The 19,398-nt window shown below is 61.7% G+C and carries 16 protein-coding genes; 7 read left to right on the top strand and 9 right to left on the bottom strand.

Annotated features, from left to right (window positions below):
* Positions 1–186: 186 nt before the first annotated feature.
* Complete coding sequence (locus E7T06_RS14950; protein WP_136366581.1) at positions 187–1,284, bottom strand: M42 family metallopeptidase; 1,098 nt, start codon at positions 1,282–1,284, stop codon at positions 187–189.
* Between the two features lie 63 nt (positions 1,285–1,347).
* On the opposite strand from E7T06_RS14950, the gene apaG reads away from it, so the two are divergent.
* A complete protein-coding gene (gene apaG, locus E7T06_RS14945) occupies positions 1,348–1,743 on the top strand; it encodes a Co2+/Mg2+ efflux protein ApaG (RefSeq protein ID WP_136366580.1) in 396 nt (131 codons plus the stop codon).
* 73 nt (positions 1,744–1,816) lie between these two features.
* Here apaG and E7T06_RS14940 read toward each other — a convergent pair whose 3' ends face one another.
* A complete protein-coding gene (locus tag E7T06_RS14940) occupies positions 1,817–2,569 on the bottom strand; it encodes a PIG-L deacetylase family protein (protein ID WP_136366579.1) in 753 nt (250 codons plus the stop codon).
* A 61-nt stretch (positions 2,570–2,630) separates the two neighbouring features.
* Positions 2,631–3,110 carry a DUF4870 domain-containing protein gene (locus E7T06_RS14935; protein WP_136366578.1) on the bottom strand — a complete coding sequence of 160 codons (480 nt, stop codon included), beginning with the start codon at positions 3,108–3,110 and terminating at the stop codon, positions 2,631–2,633.
* A 148-nt stretch (positions 3,111–3,258) separates the two neighbouring features.
* Here E7T06_RS14935 and rnhA point away from each other — a divergent pair, with 148 nt between their 5' ends.
* The 3 genes from rnhA (at position 3,259) to E7T06_RS14920 (ending at position 7,165) form a co-directional block, all read left to right on the top strand.
* Complete coding sequence (gene rnhA / locus E7T06_RS14930) at positions 3,259–3,819, top strand: ribonuclease HI (protein ID WP_136366577.1); 561 nt, start codon at positions 3,259–3,261, stop codon at positions 3,817–3,819.
* A 423-nt stretch (positions 3,820–4,242) separates the two neighbouring features.
* Complete coding sequence (locus tag E7T06_RS14925) at positions 4,243–5,643, top strand: MFS transporter (RefSeq protein ID WP_136366576.1); 1,401 nt, start codon at positions 4,243–4,245, stop codon at positions 5,641–5,643.
* A gap of 157 nt (positions 5,644–5,800) precedes the next feature.
* Positions 5,801–7,165, top strand: a complete 1,365-nt coding sequence (locus E7T06_RS14920; protein WP_136366575.1) for an MFS transporter — start codon at positions 5,801–5,803, stop codon at positions 7,163–7,165.
* A 291-nt stretch (positions 7,166–7,456) separates the two neighbouring features.
* Here the strand turns inward: E7T06_RS14920 and E7T06_RS14915 are convergent, their stop codons facing one another.
* Complete coding sequence (locus E7T06_RS14915; protein ID WP_136366574.1) at positions 7,457–8,203, bottom strand: SDR family oxidoreductase; 747 nt, start codon at positions 8,201–8,203, stop codon at positions 7,457–7,459.
* A gap of 212 nt (positions 8,204–8,415) precedes the next feature.
* Here E7T06_RS14915 and E7T06_RS14910 point away from each other — a divergent pair, with 212 nt between their 5' ends.
* Entirely contained in the window at positions 8,416–8,871 is a 456-nt protein-coding gene (locus E7T06_RS14910; RefSeq protein ID WP_240741089.1) for a helix-turn-helix domain-containing protein, read from the top strand.
* A gap of 189 nt (positions 8,872–9,060) precedes the next feature.
* Here E7T06_RS14910 and E7T06_RS14905 read toward each other — a convergent pair whose 3' ends face one another.
* The 5 genes from E7T06_RS14905 to gcvT all read right to left on the bottom strand — a co-directional run bounded on the left by E7T06_RS14905 (position 9,061) and on the right by gcvT (position 16,829).
* Positions 9,061–10,107, bottom strand: coding sequence for a transposase (locus tag E7T06_RS14905; RefSeq protein WP_168733563.1), 1,047 nt, complete (start codon positions 10,105–10,107; stop codon positions 9,061–9,063).
* Between the two features lie 214 nt (positions 10,108–10,321).
* Positions 10,322–11,794 (bottom strand): bifunctional UDP-N-acetylglucosamine diphosphorylase/glucosamine-1-phosphate N-acetyltransferase GlmU, encoded by a 1,473-nt coding sequence (glmU, locus tag E7T06_RS14900; RefSeq protein WP_136366572.1) that lies wholly within the window; start codon positions 11,792–11,794, stop codon positions 10,322–10,324.
* Between the two features lie 349 nt (positions 11,795–12,143).
* A complete protein-coding gene (gcvP, locus tag E7T06_RS14895; RefSeq protein WP_136366571.1) occupies positions 12,144–15,158 on the bottom strand; it encodes an aminomethyl-transferring glycine dehydrogenase in 3,015 nt (1,004 codons plus the stop codon).
* Positions 15,159–15,317: 159 nt separating this feature from the next.
* Complete coding sequence (gene gcvH, locus E7T06_RS14890; protein ID WP_136366570.1) at positions 15,318–15,680, bottom strand: glycine cleavage system protein GcvH; 363 nt, start codon at positions 15,678–15,680, stop codon at positions 15,318–15,320.
* A 75-nt stretch (positions 15,681–15,755) separates the two neighbouring features.
* Positions 15,756–16,829, bottom strand: coding sequence for a glycine cleavage system aminomethyltransferase GcvT (gene gcvT / locus E7T06_RS14885; protein WP_136366569.1), 1,074 nt, complete (start codon positions 16,827–16,829; stop codon positions 15,756–15,758).
* Positions 16,830–16,987: 158 nt separating this feature from the next.
* Here gcvT and E7T06_RS14880 point away from each other — a divergent pair, with 158 nt between their 5' ends.
* Positions 16,988–17,947, top strand: a complete 960-nt coding sequence (locus tag E7T06_RS14880) for a hypothetical protein (protein ID WP_136366568.1) — start codon at positions 16,988–16,990, stop codon at positions 17,945–17,947.
* A gap of 203 nt (positions 17,948–18,150) precedes the next feature.
* Positions 18,151–19,257 carry a hypothetical protein gene (locus E7T06_RS14875; RefSeq protein ID WP_136366567.1) on the top strand — a complete coding sequence of 369 codons (1,107 nt, stop codon included), beginning with the start codon at positions 18,151–18,153 and terminating at the stop codon, positions 19,255–19,257.
* Positions 19,258–19,398 lie beyond the last annotated feature (141 nt).

Raw genomic sequence — 19,398 nt, 5'->3', positions numbered from 1 at the left:
ATGAATGGAACCCCCTGAGTGGGGGCAGATTGGGGGGTTGTATTCCAAGGCCGAAGGTAAACCCCCCCGTTGCTGACGCAACGCCCCCCCTTAGAGGTGGGGACTCAACATCTTTTGCGCTCCCCTTTAAGGGGGGCTGGCTACGAAGCAGACTGGGGGGTTTGCCCGGAACCGTTGACGCCAGCCTCAGCGCCCCCAGTTCTCCTCAGTGCCCACGCGCCGCAGCCACGCCGCGATGATGTCGGTGCAGGCTTTCACGTCGCGGGCGTCCACCATCTCGGAGGGCGAGTGCATGTAGCGGTTGGGAATACTGACCACCGCTGTGGGCACGCCCGCCCGCACCAGCGTCAGCGTGTCGGCGTCGGTGCCGCTGTAGCGTCCGGCGGCGCTGAGGGTATACGGAATGTGTTCCGCGCCCGCCGCGTCGATCAGGGCGCGGTTGAGGGCCGGACTGCTGAGGGGATTCACGCTCAGATTCGCTCCCGATCCGAACGGCACCACACCGTACTTTTTCTCGCTCACGCCGGGTTGCTTGGTTTCGTGAGTCACGTCTACGGCAATCCCCGCCACTGGGTTCAGCAGGTAGCCGCCCACCTGCGCCCCAAAGGCGCCGATTTCTTCCTGACTGGTGCCCACCGCCACGACTCGGTGTTTGAGGTCATGGCCCGCCACCGCCCGGAGCGCCTCCAGCACGATAAATGCGCCCACGCGGTTGTCGAGTGCGCGGCTCACGATCTTGTCTCCGATCATCACGGGCATCTGCTCGATCACGGCCACCGTGCCGATCGGAATGCGGGCCTTCACGGTGTCTTTGTCTAGGCCCACGTCGATCCAGAGGTCTTCCAGTTTGCTGGCTTTAGTGCGTTCCTCGGCTTCCATCACATGAATCGCTTTTTTGCCGATGACGCCCAGCAGATCGCCGCCCGGCGCAAGCAGACGCACCCGCTGGCCTACCAGCACTTGTGGATCCCAGCCGCCCACGCCCAGCACGCTCAAAAACCCTTCATCGCTGACATGCGACACGATCAGGCCGATCTCATCCAAGTGGCCCATCAGCGCAATCGTGGGCGCACCTTCTGGCCCAACCTCGGCGTACACGTTGCCGAAATGGTCTTCGGAGACGCGGGCAAAGGCGGCGGCCTCCTGCTTCCAGACATCAGCGGCGCGGCGTTCGGAGCCACTGGGGGCGGCCACAGACAGCAGCTTGAACAAGAACTCTAGGTTGATGATCGGGGCCGAGCCGGACTGCTGATCTGTGGACTGTCCATCTGCGGGTTGTGTCATGGGCCTGAGTCTAAACGTGCTGCCAGGTGTTTGGTTGAACCGCTGGCCCGGTATTCTGGCCGGATGACCGACGCCCCCCTCCTTCCAGTTCAGCCAGACATCCGCGTGAGCGTAGAAGTGCAGTATTTGGCCGCCCACAGCCAACCGGGACGGCACGCCTTCGCCTATGTCATTACCATCGAAAACCACTCGGATCAGACGTGGCAACTGCTGACTCGGCACTGGCAAATTATGGATGCGGGTGGGCGAGAAACAGTGGTAGACGGTGACGGCGTGGTGGGAAATCAGCCTCATCTGGCCCCCGGAGCCGTGTATGTCTACGATTCCTTCGTGACCGTGCAGGACACCCCCGGCATGATGCAGGGCCACTACGGGCTGCGCGACGCTTGGGGCGCGACGGGTCAGGCGGTAATTCCGCCGTTCGTGCTGGAAGTGCCGGGGACGCGGGTGCTGAATTAGGGCGCTTCGTTTTCGGGTGTTTGGTCTAAGGGTCTAGGGTCTGAGGGTCTAAGCAAGGGCCAAGAGCTACCCACTAATCCAGATAAGGCCGCGCCCGCAGGTGTGAGGCCCGCAAGTTGAAGCGTTCGGCGTACTTGACGCCTGCGAGTCGGCCCAGTTGGGCGCGGCCCTCGCGGAACTGGTCTGCCGTCCATGCCCACTTGTAAAAGTCGTGGTAGAAGGCCATGACTTCGGCGGCCACTTCTATGCTGTCGCTGATGTCGGTCAGCACGTCGGGGTAAGGGCTGGCGGGCGCGTAGTACTGATAAAAACGCACCGGATCGCGCCACGCTTGCAGGCGGGTCACGTCTTCGCCGCTCTCTATGCCGCTGTCTCCACCCAAATCAGGAGCCGGGGGCATAGCCGCGCCGCCTGCTTCGTTAATAATTTTGGGAATGCGGGCCAGCGTAATCGCATCGAAGGCGATTTTGGCGGTCATACGGTGGTCGGGGTGCGGGTGATCGTCGCTCCAAGTGATCACGGCATTGGGCCGGAAGCGGGCGTACAGGCGGGCCAGTTGCAGGGCTTCGGCGCGGTCTCCGGTCATGCGGCTGTCGCCCATATCAAAAAAGTGATGCTGCGCCCCGATGCGTCCGGCCACCCACGCGCCGTGTTCGCGCCGCACCCGCGTCACTTCCTCGTGTGAGGCGTCGCCAAATTGCGAGGCCAACTCGCCCAAGGTCGTCCAGACCAACATGATTTCGTCGCCCCGCGCCGCGTGCTGTGCCAACGTGCCCATGCAACCGATCTCGTCATCCGGGTGGGCAAAAACCGCCATGATTCGCATACAGCAAAGATAGGGCAGGCGTGGACGGGAAGGAGAGAATGGCGTCGGCGTTCCTTCCCCACTACCGAATAAACCTGATCGTCAGCGGATACCGGTAAGCCTGCCCGCTGCTGACGCGCACCACCGCTACCAGCATCAGCACCAGCGGCAGCAAAAACAGCACCAGCATGATGGGCAAATAGAAGGCGAAAAACCCGGCGAACGCCCCAAAAAAGGCGAAGGCTCCGGCGTCGGGGCTGCCCACTGCCGCGCCCACCGCGCCGCCCACCAAGCCCACGCTGAACAGAACGAACGCCAACACAGTAAAAATCACGCCGTACAGCCACAAACTCAGTTGAAAATTCAGGGCTTCTTTGCCCTGACCGTCTAAGACGCGGCTGCGGTCTCGGTACACCAGCCACGCCAGCAGCGGCCCCAGCAGATTGCCGATGGTGGGCAGCAGCAAGCCTGCCAGTGGCGACAGGTGGATCAGGATGGCGGGCGTGCGCTCCGGTTCGGGCAGCGTGGTGAGGGCAGAATGGGGCGAGGGCGGCAAGGTCATGCTTGACGTTACGCGGCGCGGGTGTCTACAGTTCCAGGGTTATGAAGAGAAATTGCGATGAGTCGAAGACGAATTCGAGCGAAGCGAGTGGCAACAAGTACGGACTGGCTCTGATTCCCGAACATCCGCAACTGCACCGGATGTCCGTATGACTAGATCAAGCGGCAAAGCGCCCTTCAAAAAGTCTGCCGCGAAAAAGGCAGAAAGCGTGGCGCGAGACCGAATGCCGATCAAGGCCGGGATTCAACCCGCCGAACCGATTGCAGGCGAGCAAATTGACCTGTACAGCGACGGCGCGTGCGATACGCAGGCCGGACACGGTGGCTGGGCCTGCATTCTGCGTTTTGGCGAACGGGAACTGGAACTGAGTGGTAACGAGGAGAACACCACCAACAACCGCATGGAGTTGCGCGGCCTGCTGGAAGGATTAAAAAGCCTGAAACGTCCCTGCCAAGTGCGCGTGATCACCGACAGCCAGTATCTCCGCAAAGCCTTTACCGACGGCTGGATTCTGAATTGGCAGCGCAACGGCTGGAAAACGGCCAGCAAGGAACCGGTGAAAAATCAGGAGCTGTGGGAAGAATTGATAGCGCAGGCCAAAATCCACGCGCTGACGTTTATTTGGGTCAAGGGCCACGCGGGGCACGGCGAGAACGAGCGGGTAGACGTACTGGCCGTGCAGGAGCGCAAAAAGTTGCGGGCGGGGTGAGGGTATAAAGGTTCTAGGAGCTTGGTCTAAGGGTCTAGGGTCTGAGGAAGGTCAAGGGCAATCGCTGGCGCTCACTCACCCCCTCCCCGGCCTTCCCCCCTCAAGGGTGAGGGAGCAAACACCTCGACACCGCCACCCCAGATCGTGCCCGCCCAACTTCGTGTGAGGCCGTCGTCCACGCAGTGGGCGGGCCAACTCCAGTGTCAAGACGACTGGGGATTCAGCTTCAGATGAACGATTTGGCCGAGTGTGAATAAAACAAGATCAATCCTCCCGAGCGGACTCGTAGAGCTGCGAAGTAGAGCGCTTAGCTCCCCTGACCCCTATGGGGGCGGGGGCTGGGGGGCGGGGGGAAACGGTCACAGCCACGCACAAGCCATCCAGCCTATCCCATCTCGCCCCGTCCAGCCTTACCCTAAAGCCATGCCCTCCGCCTCCCCCGTTTCGCCTGCGCCCCTAGACCCGAACGGCGGCTGGCACACTTTCCTTTGGCTGTGGAGTTCTCAGGCGCTGAGTGTGCTGGGCAGCGGCCTCAGCGGGTTTGCCTTCAATATCTACCTGACCCAGACCCGCTTTCCGCTGGAGTCGCAGAAGCCGGAATTGGCGGCGGCCCTGTCGCTCACGGCGCTAGGCTGGGCGCTAGCCGCCATCGTGGGTGCGCCGTTGGCTGGAGCGTTGGCAGACCGATTAGATCGCCGCCGCATGATGCTGACCTGTGACCTGCTGAACGCGGTGCTGTCGGCGGGCGCGGTGGCGTTGGTGCTGTCCGACACGCCCCCCATCTGGTTGTTCATGCTGTTTACAGCGGCGCTGGGGTTAGTGGGTACGTTTCACGGCTCGGCCTTCGATACCAGTTATTCCAGTTTGGTAAGCAAAGAACGCCTGCCGCGTGCCAACGGCATGATGCAGACCCTCTGGAGTCTGTCTGGGCTGCTGAGTCCGGCATTGGCGGCCCTCCTGATCGGGCTGCCCGCACTGGCCCGCAGCGGCGGTGCATCGTCTGTGTTGGCCGGGTCTGGATTGGCGGGGCTGAAAGACGGTGTACCACTGGCGTTCGCACTGGACGCCCTGTCTTTTGTGATAGCAGCGTTGGTGGTCTGGCGGCTCCGCATTCCTAGCCCGGTGCGGGCCGACCTCGCCAAAGGGGCTGCCAACAAGCCCAGTCTGTGGGCCGATATGCGCGTGGGCTGGACATTTATTCTGGCTCGCCGCCCGCTGCTGCACCTGCTGCTCACCTTCGCTTCGGTGAATCTGCTGACCAGTGGCGTGGGCGTCTTGCACCCCCTGTTGGTCAAATTCACGCTGGCCCCCGACCTCGGCGCACGCGGGCTGACTGTAGAAACCGGACTGGCGACCCTCTGGACGGCCATGAGCGCGGGCGGGTTGGCAGGCGGCCTGTTGGTGAGTGCGTGGGGCGGCCTGAAGCGGCGGCGGGTACTGGGTGTGCTGGTGCCGATGGTGCTGGCGGGCGCGGCGCAGGCCCTCAGTGGGGTGGCCGGAACCGTGCTGTTTACGGCGGCAGCGGTGGCTCTGTTCGGCATCATGACCCCGATCATGAACGCCCATTCCCAAAGTATTTGGCAGGCGCAGGTGCCCAGTGAATTGCAGGGCCGCGTGTTCAGCGTGCGGCGACTGATCGCACAATTTACCGTGCCGGTGGGGACGGCCATTTCCGGGGTGTTGGCAGCGCGGTACGCTCCCGGCAGCGTGTTGCTCTGGGCAGGACTGCTCATGGCGGCAGTGTCGGGACTGCAATTGCTGAATCCCGCCATGCGCCGCGTCGAAGACCCCCTTCAGGCTTCTGGCTCTGCGGTCAGGGTGTGATGAAACAGCAGCAGCGCTGAGCCGCCGCCAGACCGGACGCTGCTTTCTCATAAATTAAGACGCTCTGGCACGAGGTTTTCAGCCTTTTTTAGACTGCAAAACTCCCTAGACAAATCTGTACGCAGGGTCACAGCACCCGCACTACAGTAGTGGCCTCATGTCAATCCCCTCTTCATCCGGCGTGCCTGCAAACGGCTGGCGGACATTTCTGACGCTGTGGGCGTCGCAGTCGGTCAGCCGCTTCGGAAGCGCCCTGTCTTGGTTCGCGCTGACCATCTATATGGCCCAAACGCTGTATCCCGCCCCCGCCCAAAAAGCCCAGTTTGCGCTGGCAACGGGCGCACTGGCGATTGCCGCAACCCTACTGGCCGTACTGGTGGCCCCGATTGCCGGAAGCCTCGCTGACCGCACCGACCGCAAACGCCTGATGGCCCTCTGCGACACGTTGGGCGGTCTGCTGACGCTGGGCATGGCGGCCCTGATGGCTTTGACGACTGCGCCGTTTTGGGTGCTGCTGCTGTTCGTGATCGCTACGCAGTCGCTCGATATTTTGCACGAGGCGGCCATGGACGCCAGCCTTGCCATGATCGTGCCCGACGAGCACCTGACGCGGGCCAACGGGCTGTTGCAGACCACCCGCCAAATCAGCGGGCTGTTGGGGCCAGCCGCCGCCGCGCTGCTGATCGGGCTGCCTGTGATGCTGGGCACGAGCGGTTGGTGGGCGAATCTGCCTAATGGCGTGCCGTTTGCGCTAGGTGTAGACGGCCTGAGTTACCTGCTGGCCGCCCTCGTTCTGACCCGCTTATACATTCCCAGCCCCCCACCCGCCGAGAGTGCCGGAGGCGCGGTGGCTACCGTGAAGGCCGATACCCGCCTCGGCTGGACATACCTCGTGCGCCGCCCGCCGCTGCTGCAACTGCTGCTGATCGGGGCCGCCGTGAACTTTGCCGCCAGCGCCATTCCGGTCTACGAAACCCTGCTGACCCGCTACACCCTAGAAGACGACTGGACGGCACGCGGCCTCGGCTTTGCGGCGGCGCTGGCCATTATTACCACCATCACCAGCGCGGGCATGGTGCTGGGCGGCGTGGTCATCAGCGCTTGGGGCGGCCTGAAACACAACCGCGTGTTGGGCATTCTGGTGCCTAGCCTCCTCATCGGACTGGGCATCATCGGCATGGGCCTCAGCCGCAGCTTGCCCCTCACGGCGGCCATGTTCGGCTTCACCGTGTTTGCCATGCCCTTCGCGATGGCCCACAGCGGCGGCATCTGGCAAGCCCAAGTGCCCCGCGAAATGCAGGGCCGCGTGTTCGCCGTGCGCCGCGTGATCTCGCGCTTTACCGTGCCGCTGGGCATGGCGTTGGTGTCGGCCCTCGCCACAAGGTTTCCCCCCGGCCCGGTCATCGTAGGCATGGGTGTACTGGTGGTGGTGGTAGCCGCCCTACAACTGCTGAATCCCAGCGTGCGCCGCGTGGATGACCGGGAATATCTGGACGGTTTGGCAGCGGCAAAAGGCGGATAGAAGAGCAGTCAGTAGTGAGTGGTGAGTGGGAAAAGCGGGAAGCCCTGAGATGGAATCAGGGCTTCCCGCTTTGGTTGTTATTGAGTCCTGTCCAGCTTGGCCGCTTGAGTGGGAAGGTGAACCCCCCCGTTGCTGGCGCAACGCCCCCTTAGAGGTGGGGACTAAAAGCTTTTGCGCTCCCCTTGAGGGGGGCTGGTTGCGAAGCAGACTGGGGGGTTCGCCCGCAATCATCAACTCTGAGCCGTTCGCCCTTCCTTAGACCTTAAACCTTTAGACCCTTAGACCTGCTCCTTACTCCCGGTTAATCTGGCCGAACATAAACTCGTACTTCCCCGTCGCCTCGGCCAAGCGAAGCGGCTTTACGCGCTCTACCAGCACTTCCCCGCCGTGCGGCAACTGGCCCAACAGCGACATGGTTTCGTCTATGAACTCTTGCAGCGGCATGGCGTGAGGGTCATTGGCCTGCTGCGCTCCCATCAGTTCGGTTTGCACGTAGGGCGGCACGAGTTCAAACACTTCTACCGCCGTGCCGCGCAGTTGGTGGCGCAGCGATTCGGTGTAGGAATGGATCGCCGCTTTGGTGGCGCTGTAGGTGGGCGTCAGGGCCATAGGCACGAAGGCCAGCCCCGAAGAAACGGTCATGATGGCGGCGTTGGGCTGGGCCAGCAACTGCGGAAGCAACGCCGCCGTAAGCCGGATCGGGCCAAGCAAATTGGTGGCAATCGTCGCTTCGGCAGAGTCCAGATTGCCGCTCTGAATGTCCTCGGGCTGCATGATTCCGGCGTTGTGAATGACCACGTTCAGGGCCGGAAAATCGGCAGTGAGGCGGGCAGCCACTTTGCGAATGTCTTCGGCATCGGCAATATCGAGCACAACTGATTTAATGCCCGGATTGGCCGCGACGGTTTCATCCAGTACCGCTTGGCGGCGGCCCGCAATGATGATCTGGTTGCCCGCCGCATGAGAAGCTTCGGCCAGAGCGCGGCCAATGCCCGATCCGCCGCCCGTAATCAAAATGGTGTTGCCTGTATGGTTCATGGTGGTTCTCCTGAGAGCATTTGTCAAAAGTGTTGTTGAGTTTTGACCGAACGAAGTGAGTGAATTAAGCGAGTATTTGGGAGAATCGAAGCATCAGAAGCTTTTTTCTGACGCTGTGATACGGACAAATGCTCTGAACGTATCGTAGACTTCACACGTACCAACGGGAAGAAGGCACCGCAGAGCGCCATACTTACCTAAAGGAGAGTGACGTGCTAGACACAGTTCCGGAGCAACATCAGACCTTAATGGAGCAGAGGCGAGCGGCCTATGCCCAGTTGCCCAAATACCTGGAAGCGCCTGCCGAACAGGATGACCCCGAATTGGACGCCCTCGTGCGCGAGATTATTGGCCGCGTAGCCGACAAATGGACGATGTTGGCCTTGGAGACCTTGACCGAGCATGGCCCACTGCGCTTTACCCGGCTGGGAGAACTGATCGGGGGCGTGAGCCAGAAAATGCTGACCAAAACCGTGCGTCAGATGGAGGCCGATGGATTGGTCACCCGCACTGTGTTTCCAGTCATTCCACCCAAAGTGGAGTATCAGTTGACCGAACTCGGCCTCAGCCTCAGCGAAGCCTTTTGCGGCGTGTGGGTGTGGGCCGAGCAGCACCGGGCCACGATTGAGGAGGCGCGGCGGGTGTTTCAGGAACGGCGGGAGGGCTGAGGTTATGGGGAGGAAGTCTAAGGGTCTAAAGGTCTAGGGTCTAAGGGAAGGGCAATCGCTGGCGCTCATTCACCCCCTCCCCAACCCTCCCCCCTCAAGGGTGAGGGAGCTAAACCAAGCTTTTAGCCCTTGCTTTTTACCCTCGCCCCTTGTGGGAGCAAGAGTTTCCACAGTTACCCCAATGGCGTGTCAGGCGGCGTGAAGTTGTTGTGATACAGGCTGCACCTCGGTCAGGACGTACAATTCTGTGTGTTGTGCCGCTCGGCGCTGAGCCGCTCGCCACGTGAGTTGCGGCTGCTCCTGACGGACGAGCAGCACCGCATGGAGCGCCTCGACCACGCACCAAGCCCAGTTGTCTTGGGCCTGAATGGTTCGACAGCGGCAGCGTCCTAGACCGAGATTCTGCTTCATCAAGCGGTGAATGACCTCAATGCCCCAGCGGGCCTTCCAGGCCCGCAACAACGTCCGGACGGTCAAGGCAGGGTCAAACGTGCTGAACAGGAAAAAGCAGCTCCATTCGCCGTGCACCTTGCGCCAAATGATGAGCACATCGAACGCCCCGACGTCACGCGACACGGGAAGCCGACGGACACGCCATCCCACCTCGGCAGAGAGATGGCACCGTTCGGGAGGAAAGCGCTGGGCCAGAGCGTTGAGGGTGAGTGTCTCACCCTCAACTTGAACACGCATGTTCCGCTTGGCGCGCACCAGGACAGGAATCTGGGTGTCGTGACTGAAGGTCACGACCTCATCTCGTCCGAACTCTCCATCCAGCAGCACCCCAGCGATGGACACCCCGGCCTCCCGGCACTGCGTGACGGTGTGAATCATCTCTTGGGTCGCGGTGCGGTACGGATACGCGGCGGTCTCCAACAGGCGAGAGACTGTGAACCGCTCCAATAGCGGCGTCGGATCGGCCCCGAACTTCACTAGGGCCGCTGAGGTGAACTGATGCCCCAATTGAGTCCGCGCCTGACCGCTGTAGTGAAAGTTCAGACCCTCCATCTCCACCCCAGCGTGCGGCACCATCACAAAGTCTATGGCCAAGAACGCGCCACAGGGCGCGTTCTTGGCTCGACGCTGAAGATCTTGGTTCGTCGTGAACGAGTGCTGTGCCAGTCCCTGGCACAGGGTGCTTTTCCGGACGGTGCTGTAGGGGGCGATGCCACTCACACTGGTGGCACGGTTCAACAACGCGGTAACGATGCTGAGCGGTAGGCTGGAGGACCGAGGCATAGACACTTCGCATGAAGGCCCACGAGACCGGGGAATTTCAATCCCCACCTCAAGGGCCTTCGTTGCTGTCGCCATAAATCCCCGCGTGGAAACTCTTGTGGGAGAGGGGCGCTGTGAAACAGCGGGGTGAGGGGGCAATTCCGCAGCGAACCCGCCCCAGCACCTTAGACCCTAGACCTTTAGACCCTTAGACCAAGCCCCCAGAAATCTCCGCCTACTGCCGCTCCAGCCAAGCCGCCAGCCAAGGCAACTTCTGGCTCACTTTTTCGCGCATGCCGCCCCAATAGCGGCGCGACCAGCCTTCCATGTTGCGCTGTTTGCCGCGTGCAATCGCCAGTGCGCCTTCGGGAATATCGTCGTGAATGGCGCTTCCGGCAGCGATGAAGGCGGCGTCGCCTACGGTGCGCGGGGCGATCAGGGTGGAGTTGGAGCCGATGAACACGCCCGCGCCCACATTGGTCTGGTGCTTGTTCACGCCGTCGAAATTGGCGATGATCGTGCCCGCGCCGATGTTGGTTTCTGCGCCCACTGTCACGTCTCCGAGGTAGGCGAGGTGTCCGGCCTTGACCCCGGCGTCTAAGCGGGCATTCTTGGTTTCTACAAAGTTGCCGATATGCACGCCCGCACCCAGCACCGAGCCGGGGCGCAGGCGGGCAAACGGCCCCACATCGCTGCCCGCGCCCACAGTCGCGCCGTTCAGCACGCTATGCGCCTTGATGACCACGCCCGATTCCAGCACGCTGTCGGTGATGACGCTGTAGGCTCCCAGTGTTACGCCGCTCGCCACCTGGGTGTTGCCGCGAAGAATCACGCCGGGTTCTACGGTCACGTCTTGGCCCAGTGTTACGGTGTCCTCGATGGTGTTGGTGTCGGGATTGATGAGGGTGACGCCCGCCCGCATATGGCCTGTGTTGATGCGCCGCCGCAAAATCGCTTCGGCTTCGGCCAGCCCGGTGCGGTCATTGGCTCCCATCACTTCGTCTATATCGGCCAACTTGAAGGCGTGGGCGGCGGCTCCGGCGGCGTGGTACAGGGCCAACAAGTCAGTCAGGTAATACTCGCCCGTGACGCTGTTGGGCACGATTTGGCGGGCCAGTTGGGGGGCGCGGGCGTCCATCACATACACCCCGGAATTAAATTCGCGCACCGCTTTTTCAGCGTCGGTGGCTCCCTTCTGCTCCACAATTCGGGTCACGTTGCCTGCCTCGTCGCGGATAATTCGGCCATAGCCGGTGGCGTCGGGCAATTCTCCGGTGAGGATGGTAAACGCGCTACTGCGGGCCTGATGATCGGTCAACATCTCGCGCAAGGTGCTGGGCCGCAGCAAAGGCGTATCGCCGTACAGCACCAGAATATCGGCGTCGTCGGCCTGCACCGAACCAGATGCCGAACCGGATGAGGGCAGCGCCCCGGCCCCGCTGAGGAAGGCGTCGCCCGTGCCCTGTTGCCGCGCCTGCCGCGCAAACGTGACGCCCGTGCCTGCCAACGCCGCTTCTACCTGCGCAGCCCCATGCCCGGTCACCACCACCACGCTGCGTGCGCCAAGTTCCTGCGCGGCTTTCACGGCCCACGCCACCATCGGGCGGCCCCCGACAGGGTGAAGCACTTTCGGCAGGGCAGACCTCATGCGGGTTCCTTGGCCCGCCGCCAATATGATTACGTCCAGTGGACGGTGACTGTTGTTCATCGCTTGGTTAGTTTAAGGGGCCGGGGCGCATTGTGGCCCAGACCCACCCAGACGGGGCGCACACCGTTTGGCAGTCCTACGGTCGAGTTACCGTTGACGACGGCTTTAAGGCGATGGGTGTGGATGTTGCCTTCTGGCAAAAGTGTGCGAATGTCTGACCCAAAAGAAGGCGGAGCCACCCTGTATCGAGTGGCCCCGCTTTTCCAGTGTTTTTGTTTCCTCTTTCCCTTATTACAGCGTTCTAGAAGTCCTCATGACTGAGTTCGCTCTGTGGCCCCCCTCACCCCGCTGCTTTGCAGCGCCCCTCTCCCACAAGGATAGAGGGGACAAGAACTTTTGAAACGCTGTCTTACTCGCTCAGTTGCAACTCGGCGTACTCGCTGATGGGCGGGCAGCTACACACGAAGTTCCGGTCTCCGTACACGTTGTCTACGCGGTTCACGGCGGGCCAGTACTTCCAAGCGCGTTGTGCCCCGGTTGGGAAGGCGGCCACTTCACGGCTGTAGGCCCGGTTCCAGTCGTCCGACATCAGGTCGCCCTGCGTGTGCGGCGCGTGTCTCAGCGGGCTGTCCTCGGCGCTCAGCAGGCCGTCTTCCACTTCCTGAATCTCGCGGCGAATGCCCAGCATGGCGGCCACGAAGCGGTCTAGCTCGGCTTTGGGTTCGCTTTCGGTGGGTTCGATCATCAGGGTTCCGGGTACGGGAAAGCTCATGGTGGGCGCGTGAAAGCCGTAGTCCATCAGGCGCTTGGCGATGTCTTCTTCCGAAATCCCGCTGGCGGCCTTCAGCGGACGAATATCCAAAATGCACTCGTGGGCCACACGCCCGCCGAGGCCATCGTGATCTGGCCCGGTGTACAGAACGGGATACGCGCCGCGCAGTTGGTGGGCGATGTAATTGGCGTTCAAGATAGCAATTTCGGTAGACCGCTTCAGGCCCGCCGCACCCAGCAGACGGATGTACAGGTAAGAAATGGGCAGGATGCTGGCGCTGCCATATGGCGCGGCGCTCACGGCTCCGGTCTGGCTGTCCGAGGTGGCCCGCACGCTATGGTTGGGCAAATACGGCGCGAGGTGGGCCTTGACGCCGATTGGCCCCATGCCCGGCCCGCCGCCCCCGTGCGGAATGGCGAAGGTCTTGTGCAAGTTCAAGTGGCTTACGTCTGCGCCGATAAAACCGGGGCTGGTGAGGCCCACTTGCGCGTTCATGTTCGCCCCGTCCAGATACACCTGCCCGCCGTGCGCGTGAATCAGGTCGCACACCTCGCGCACGTTTTCCTCAAAGACGCCGTGCGTGCTGGGGTAGGTAATCATCAACGCGCCCAGATTGTCGCTGTGCTGCTCGGTCTTCGCCTTCAGGTCTTCAAAGTCGATGTTGCCGATGTCGTCGGTCTTGACGACTACTACGCTCATGCCCATCATGGCCGCCGAAGCCGGGTTGGTGCCGTGTGCGCTGGCCGGAATCAGGCAGACGGTGCGGTGGCTGTCGCCTCTGGCCGCGTGGTATTTGCGGATGGTCAGCAGGCCCGCGTACTCGCCCTGCGCCCCACTGTTGGGCTGCAAACTCACGGCGTCGTATCCGGTCACGTCGGCCAGCCACGCTTCGAGTTCGGTCAGCAAGTGCGCGTAGCCTTCGGTCTGGTCGGCGGGAGCGAAAGGGTGAATCTGCCCGAATTCGGGCCACGTCACCGGAATCATCTCGGTGGTCGCGTTCAACTTCATGGTGCAGCTTCCCAGCGGAATCATGCCGTGCGTCAGGCTGTAATCCTTGTTCTCCAGTTGCTTCAGGTAACGCAACATGCCGTGTTCGGAGTGGTGCGCCGAGAAGGTCGGGTGCGTGAGATAAGGCGTGGTGCGCTGGAGAGGGGCGGGGATGCCTGCCACAGCGTCTGCTTCCAGTGCGGCGAGGTCTGCCACCTGCCCGGTGATGACTTCAATGATGTCGGAGAGGTCGGAAAGTGTGACCGTTTCGTCAAGGCTGATACCAATGCGAGCAGGGCCAAGCAGGCCGACAATCCTGTCCTCAGATTCTGCTTGGGCAAGACGTAAATTAGCCGCTTGAATGGTTGCAGTATCTTTAGACAGTTGTGGTTGTATCCATCGGAAGTTGATTCCGACTTTCCTTGCACGATCAAGAATATCCCCAACACTCAGAGGGCTATCCTGTAATCCGTCTTCTGTGAAATTTATTTGACCGTCAAAGCTTATGGTATCGAAGAAAGTTTTATTCGTCTTAAGTCCCCTGTCTTGCAAAGCCTTCGCCAGCATTCCCGTCATCACATGCACGCGCTCGGCAATCGTCTTAATGCCTTCTGGCCCGTGCCACACGGCGTAGGCGGCGGCCATATTCGCCAACAATGCCTGAGCGGTGCAGATGTTACTCGTCGCCTTCTCACGCCGGATGTGCTGCTCGCGGGTCTGCATCGCCATGCGGAGGGCGGTTTTGCCCTTGCTGTCCTTGCTGACGCCGATGACGCGCCCCGGCATGCTGCGCTGGTAGGCGCTTCGGCAAGCGAGGAAGGCTGCGTGTGGGCCGCCAAAGCCCATCGGGACGCCGAATCGCTGAGAGTTGCCGATCACGATGTCGGCTCCCTGCTCGCCCGGAGGCGTGACCAACGCACAGGCCAGCAAATCCGTTGCCACGATGAGGGCCGCGCCACCTGCATGCACCCGCTCGGCAATGGGCGCGAGGTCATGCAAGTCGCCGTAGGTGCCGGGAGTCTGCACCAGTGCGGCAAATGTTCCTTCTGGCAATTCGGCATCAGCCGCGCCCGTCTGCACGTCGTAGCCAAAGAATTCGGCGCGTGTGCGGATCACGTCCAGCGTTTGCGGGTGAACGTCGTCGGCCACGTAGAACACGTTGCCTTTGGCTTTGGCGGTGCGCTTTGCCAAAGTCATCGCTTCGGCAGCGGCGGTGGCTTCGTCCAGCAGGCTCGCGTTCGCCACTTCCATGCCCGTCAAATCCATCACCATCTGCTGAAAGTTCAGCAGCATTTCCAGCCGTCCCTGAGAAATCTCGGCCTGATACGGCGTGTAGGCGGTGTACCAGCCGGGGTTTTCCAGCAGGTTCCGCAGCACCACAGGCGGCGTGTGCGTGCCGCTGTAGCCCATGCCGATATAACTGCGGAAGACTTTGTTCTTGCCCGCTACCGCCTTCAGGTCTGCAATAGCCTGCGCTTCGGTCACTGGGCCGCCCACCTGCATTTCGGTAGGCCGCACGATGGCCGCTGGAACTACCGTGCTGATGAAGGTTTCGAGGCTGCTGTAGCCAAGTTCTTGCAGCATGGCGGCCTGCTCGCCTTCGCTGGGGCCGATGTGACGGCGGGTGAAATCGTCGGTTTGCAGTAGATCGGTTAGTGGGCGCATGGGGTGGCTCCTGTGTGGGTCTAAGGGTCTAAAGGTCTAGGGTGCAGATGTTCGGCGTGGCAGGGCGGGTGGGTACAGGCTGAGACGGAGGGCAACAAAGCCGCCCCGCTGGTCTTCAAGCCGTTCTTAGACCCTCGACCCTTAGACAATGTCCCCGCCTCAGTTGTTCGCGGCGGCGTACTCCTCGGCGCTCAGCAACTCGGCGCTTTCTTCGGTCACGTCAATCTTGAACAGCCAACCGTCTTCGTAAGGGCTGCTGTTGACGAGTTCGGGGCCACCGCTGAGGGCGTCGTTCACGGCGGTGATGGTTCCGGTGGCGGGCGCGTAGATGTCGGACGCCGTCTTCACGCTCTCCACCACAGCCACAGTCTCGCCTGCGGTCACGATGCGGCCCACTTCGGGGAGCTCCACGTACACCACGTCGCCCAACTGATCCTGAGCAAAGTCGGAGATGCCCACCGTGCCGTCCTCAGACAGCCACTCGTGCGACGGCGCGTATTTCAGTTCACTGGGGGTTTGCATGGTTCATTCTCCCTAATTCTGTGTGGTGCTGTGTGGGATCGGCTATGGCGGCGGGTAGAAGATTTAAGACGGCTTTCAGGAACGCTTATAGAACGGCAACTCTACGCGCCGCGCCGGGTGAAGCTTGCCACGCACTTCTACGTCGTAGGCGTCGGCGTTGCCTGCATCGGCATTCACGAGCGCCATGCCAATCGGGTGGCCCAGCGTGGGGCTGGAGCTGCCGCTGGTGACGTGGCCCACTACCGCGCCGTCGAGAGAAACGGGGTAGCCTTCGCGCACCGGAACCTTGTCCAGCGCCAGCCCGATCAGCTTTTGCTTGGGCGCGGTCTGAATGTGCTCGGCCCCGAGGTGCGCCGTGTTTTTGACCACCCAAGTGTAGGTGCTGCTGAGCGGGTGGATATGATCGGCGAACTCGTGGCCGTAGAGGGGAAAGCCCGCTTCCAGACGCAAAGTATCGCGTGCGCCGAGGCCCGCTGGCGTCAGGCCGATGGCAAGCATCTTGTCCCAGATGGTTTCTGCTTCCGAAGCGTCGGTGAAGACCTCGAAGCCGTCTTCGCCTGTGTATCCGGTGCGGGCCAGCCATACGTCGAATCCGAAGAGTTTGGCCGGAAAGTAGGTGTTCTTTTTGGCGGCGCTCAGGTCAACGCTGCTGTGCGGTTGCAACATCGCCTCGGCCTGCGGCCCCTGCACCGCCAACAGCCCCCAGCGGTCTGATTCATCCGTGAGGGTGACGGCAAAGCCTGCCGCGTGCTGCTGCAAATGCGCCCAGTCTTTGGCGATGTTGGAGGCATTCACCACCAAGAAGAATTCTTCCGCGGCCACGCGGTACACGTAGATGTCGTCTACCAGCCCGCCCGAATCGTTGGGCAACCAGTTGTAAGCGGCGCGTCCGGGCTTCAGCTTGGTCACGTCGTTGGTGGTCACGCGGTTCAGAAAGGCGGCGGCATCTGGCCCCGTAATCCGGAATTCGCCCATGTGCGATACGTCGAAGACGCCTGCCCCTGTTCTCACGGCGTCGTGTTCGGCCTTCACACCGCTGTACTGCACAGGCATCTCCCAGCCGCCAAACGGCACCATTCTGGCCCCGGCACGCAGGTGGGCAGCGTGCAGCGGCGTGCGCTTCAGCGTCGGTTCGGGGGTCAGGGTCACCCGTCAACTGTAGCGAACGGGGGGCGTGGGCGTCCGGGTGGTCAGGACAGTAGGAAGAAGTTTCGCCCCAGTCAGCTCTCTCACAAATCCTCTGTATTGTGGCCTTGATCTCAAACGAGATTTAGGATATAACATAATTAAGCACCAAAAGGAGTGTCATGACAAAAAATTCTTCCACCGAGTTTGCCCGTATCGCCGAGCAGTACCGCGCCCAAACCAGTCTGCTGACCCGCACACAGGAAGCCGAACGCCAGAAGGATCTGGTGCGTGTAGAGCGGGCCACACAGCTCACTACGGGCGGCATCGTGGGCACGCTGGCCGATTTGCAGATCGAATTTAACGCCACGCTGCAAAGTCTGATTGGGAAGCTGGACGGCGAATACGAACGGTTGGAAGAAGTGAGCCGGGCCAAAGTGGTGCAGGGCGAGTACCTGAACGAACTGTCTCAGATCCGGGTAGTGGCCGACGCCCTGTACTTGCAGCGCGTAGAGCATTTGGAAGGTGTGGCGGCGCTGGCCCGCGACGCGCAGCAGGCCGCCGACGCTCTCGCCCGCGAACAGGCCGAGCAAGGCAAGGCGTGGGAAGAACAGCGCCAAGCGTTTGAGCGCAGTACCGCCGCCCGCGAAGCAGAACGGGCCGCCGCGCAGCTTCAGGAAACCGCCGACTACAGCTATGAACAGACCCGCGAGCGCCAAATCGAGCGGGATGACCTGAAGCGCGAAATCCGCGACTTCGAGCGTGACCACGCCGAAGACCGCCGCCTGCGCGAGAAAGACTGGGCTGAAAGGGAAGCCGTGTTGTTGGCGCAGGGCGCGAAACTGGAAGAACAGAAGGCGAAACTGGCGGCCTTTCCCGCCGAATTGGCCGAACTGGTGAGCAAAACCCGCGCCGAGGCCATCGAGGAAGTGAGCCGGGAAGCCAAGGTCAAGGCCGAACTGATGGACAGAGATTGGGAAGGCCAAAAGAGGGTCTACGAGTACCGAATCACGGCGCTGGACGACACCCTCAGCCGTCAGGCGGGCCAGATTCAGTCGCTGACCGAGCAACTGCAAGAAGTGATGAAGCAGGCTCAAGACCTCGCGCTGCGTGCCGTGACTTCTTACTCGCAAAAAGCCTGATTTCGGGCAGGCCTGATTTCCAGACAGCCTGAGTACAGCGGTTTGTGAGTCTTCAAACTTGAGTTCGCTTGGTGGCCCCCTCACCCGTTGCTTTGCAACGCCCTCTCCCACAAGTGGAGAGGGAATGAAACTAACTCAACGCTGTACTGAGCAAGCCAAAGTCATCCCCTTCCCCCCTTTTTGCCTGACCCGAGGACGTGCCCATGACCCTGAAAAAACTGAGCGACAAGAACACCAAAACCGAACTGCTGAGCGGCTACGAAGAATTGCTGGCGACCATCACCAAGCTGCAAGCCGACCAGAAGGCGATTCAGGCCGAAAATCAGAAGTTGGCGCGGCAGGTGGCGGCCAACCAGAGCAACCCGGCTCAAGCTGCTGCTCCTGCGCCCAGTACGGTGACCGAGAAACCCGCTGCTGCTGCCACACGCAACGGCAACACTTTGCAGGCGCTGGAAACCGTGCAGCAAAACTTGGGGGCCACCGCCAGCCAGCTTTCGGAGTGGCTGACGCAGGAGGCCGAGGCCTTGGCCGCCATTCAGGAGCGCGTAACGGCGGAACTGGCCGATCTGAAAAACCTGTATGACCTCCAGCCTAAAGACGGCCTCTTAGGCGAATTGATTGCCAGCCACGACGAACAGGGCCGCCAGTTCTTGGCAGACACGGAAGCCGAGCGCGGCACGCTGAACCTCAGCAGCCGCACCGCGCAGGAAGCGTGGACGCTAGAACAGCAGGCCCAGCGCAAAGCCCTGAGAGACAGCGCCGAAGCCTTCGAGCGCGAGTTCGAGCGCAAGTCGGAAGCAGACCAGTACGCGCTGGAATTGGCCCGCCAACTGGACAGCGAGCAGTACACCAGCGAGATGAACCAGCAACGCCAAACCCTGCAAGACCGCCGTGAAACCGCCGCCAAAGCCTTTGCAGACAGCGAAAAAACTTTGGCTGAGCGCGAGCGTGACGCCGCCGAAACCGGGGCCAAATTTGCCCTGCTGGATCAGGAAAAGGAATCGGCCCTGAAGAAAGCCAAGGATGAAGGCCGGGGAATTGCTACCTACACGGCCAAAACCCGCGCCGACATTCAGGCCAAAGATATGGACGGCCAGCGTCAGGCCTTCGAGTTGCGAATCGAGTCGCTGAACACCAACATTGCCGATCAGCAGGCCCGCATTCAGAGCCTCACGCAACAACTGGAAGCCGCCAGCCGTCAGGTGCAAGACCTCGCCGTGAAGGCCATCGAGGGCGCGTCGGGAGCCAGTTCGTCCAGCGTGCTGCGCGAAATTGCGTTGGAACAGGCCAAGCAGACCAAAAAGTACTGAGCTTTGGTGGACTGAACACGAAATTTGCCCCCACTCGCCCGGTTAATTCCGGCGCGGGCGGGGGTGATTTTTGGCGTTTGTGGGCGAACCCCCCAGTCTGCTCCGCAGCCAGCCCCCTTAAGGGGAGCGCAACAGCCCTTG

Source organism: Deinococcus sp. Arct2-2 (genome assembly GCF_004801315.1).
Lineage (GTDB): Bacteria > Deinococcota > Deinococci > Deinococcales > Deinococcaceae > Deinococcus.
Note: the sequence above shows the minus strand (reverse complement) of the source record. Positions and strands in the feature narration are given on the sequence as shown.

Coding starts and splice junctions, on each gene's coding strand:
- glmU (WP_136366572.1), bottom strand. CDS start 11,794: ATGAACAACAGTCACCGTCCACTGGACGTAATCATATTGGCGGCGGGC.
- apaG (WP_136366580.1), top strand. CDS start 1,348: ATGACCGACGCCCCCCTCCTTCCAGTTCAGCCAGACATCCGCGTGAGC.
- E7T06_RS14935 (WP_136366578.1), bottom strand. CDS start 3,110: ATGACCTTGCCGCCCTCGCCCCATTCTGCCCTCACCACGCTGCCCGAA.
- E7T06_RS14920 (WP_136366575.1), top strand. CDS start 5,801: ATGTCAATCCCCTCTTCATCCGGCGTGCCTGCAAACGGCTGGCGGACA.
- E7T06_RS14875 (WP_136366567.1), top strand. CDS start 18,151: ATGACCCTGAAAAAACTGAGCGACAAGAACACCAAAACCGAACTGCTG.
- E7T06_RS14905 (WP_168733563.1), bottom strand. CDS start 10,107: ATGCCTCGGTCCTCCAGCCTACCGCTCAGCATCGTTACCGCGTTGTTG.
- E7T06_RS14940 (WP_136366579.1), bottom strand. CDS start 2,569: ATGCGAATCATGGCGGTTTTTGCCCACCCGGATGACGAGATCGGTTGC.
- E7T06_RS14915 (WP_136366574.1), bottom strand. CDS start 8,203: ATGAACCATACAGGCAACACCATTTTGATTACGGGCGGCGGATCGGGC.
- gcvP (WP_136366571.1), bottom strand. CDS start 15,158: ATGCGCCCACTAACCGATCTACTGCAAACCGACGATTTCACCCGCCGT.
- rnhA (WP_136366577.1), top strand. CDS start 3,259: ATGACTAGATCAAGCGGCAAAGCGCCCTTCAAAAAGTCTGCCGCGAAA.
- E7T06_RS14880 (WP_136366568.1), top strand. CDS start 16,988: ATGACAAAAAATTCTTCCACCGAGTTTGCCCGTATCGCCGAGCAGTAC.
- E7T06_RS14925 (WP_136366576.1), top strand. CDS start 4,243: ATGCCCTCCGCCTCCCCCGTTTCGCCTGCGCCCCTAGACCCGAACGGC.
- E7T06_RS14950 (WP_136366581.1), bottom strand. CDS start 1,284: ATGACACAACCCGCAGATGGACAGTCCACAGATCAGCAGTCCGGCTCG.
- gcvH (WP_136366570.1), bottom strand. CDS start 15,680: ATGCAAACCCCCAGTGAACTGAAATACGCGCCGTCGCACGAGTGGCTG.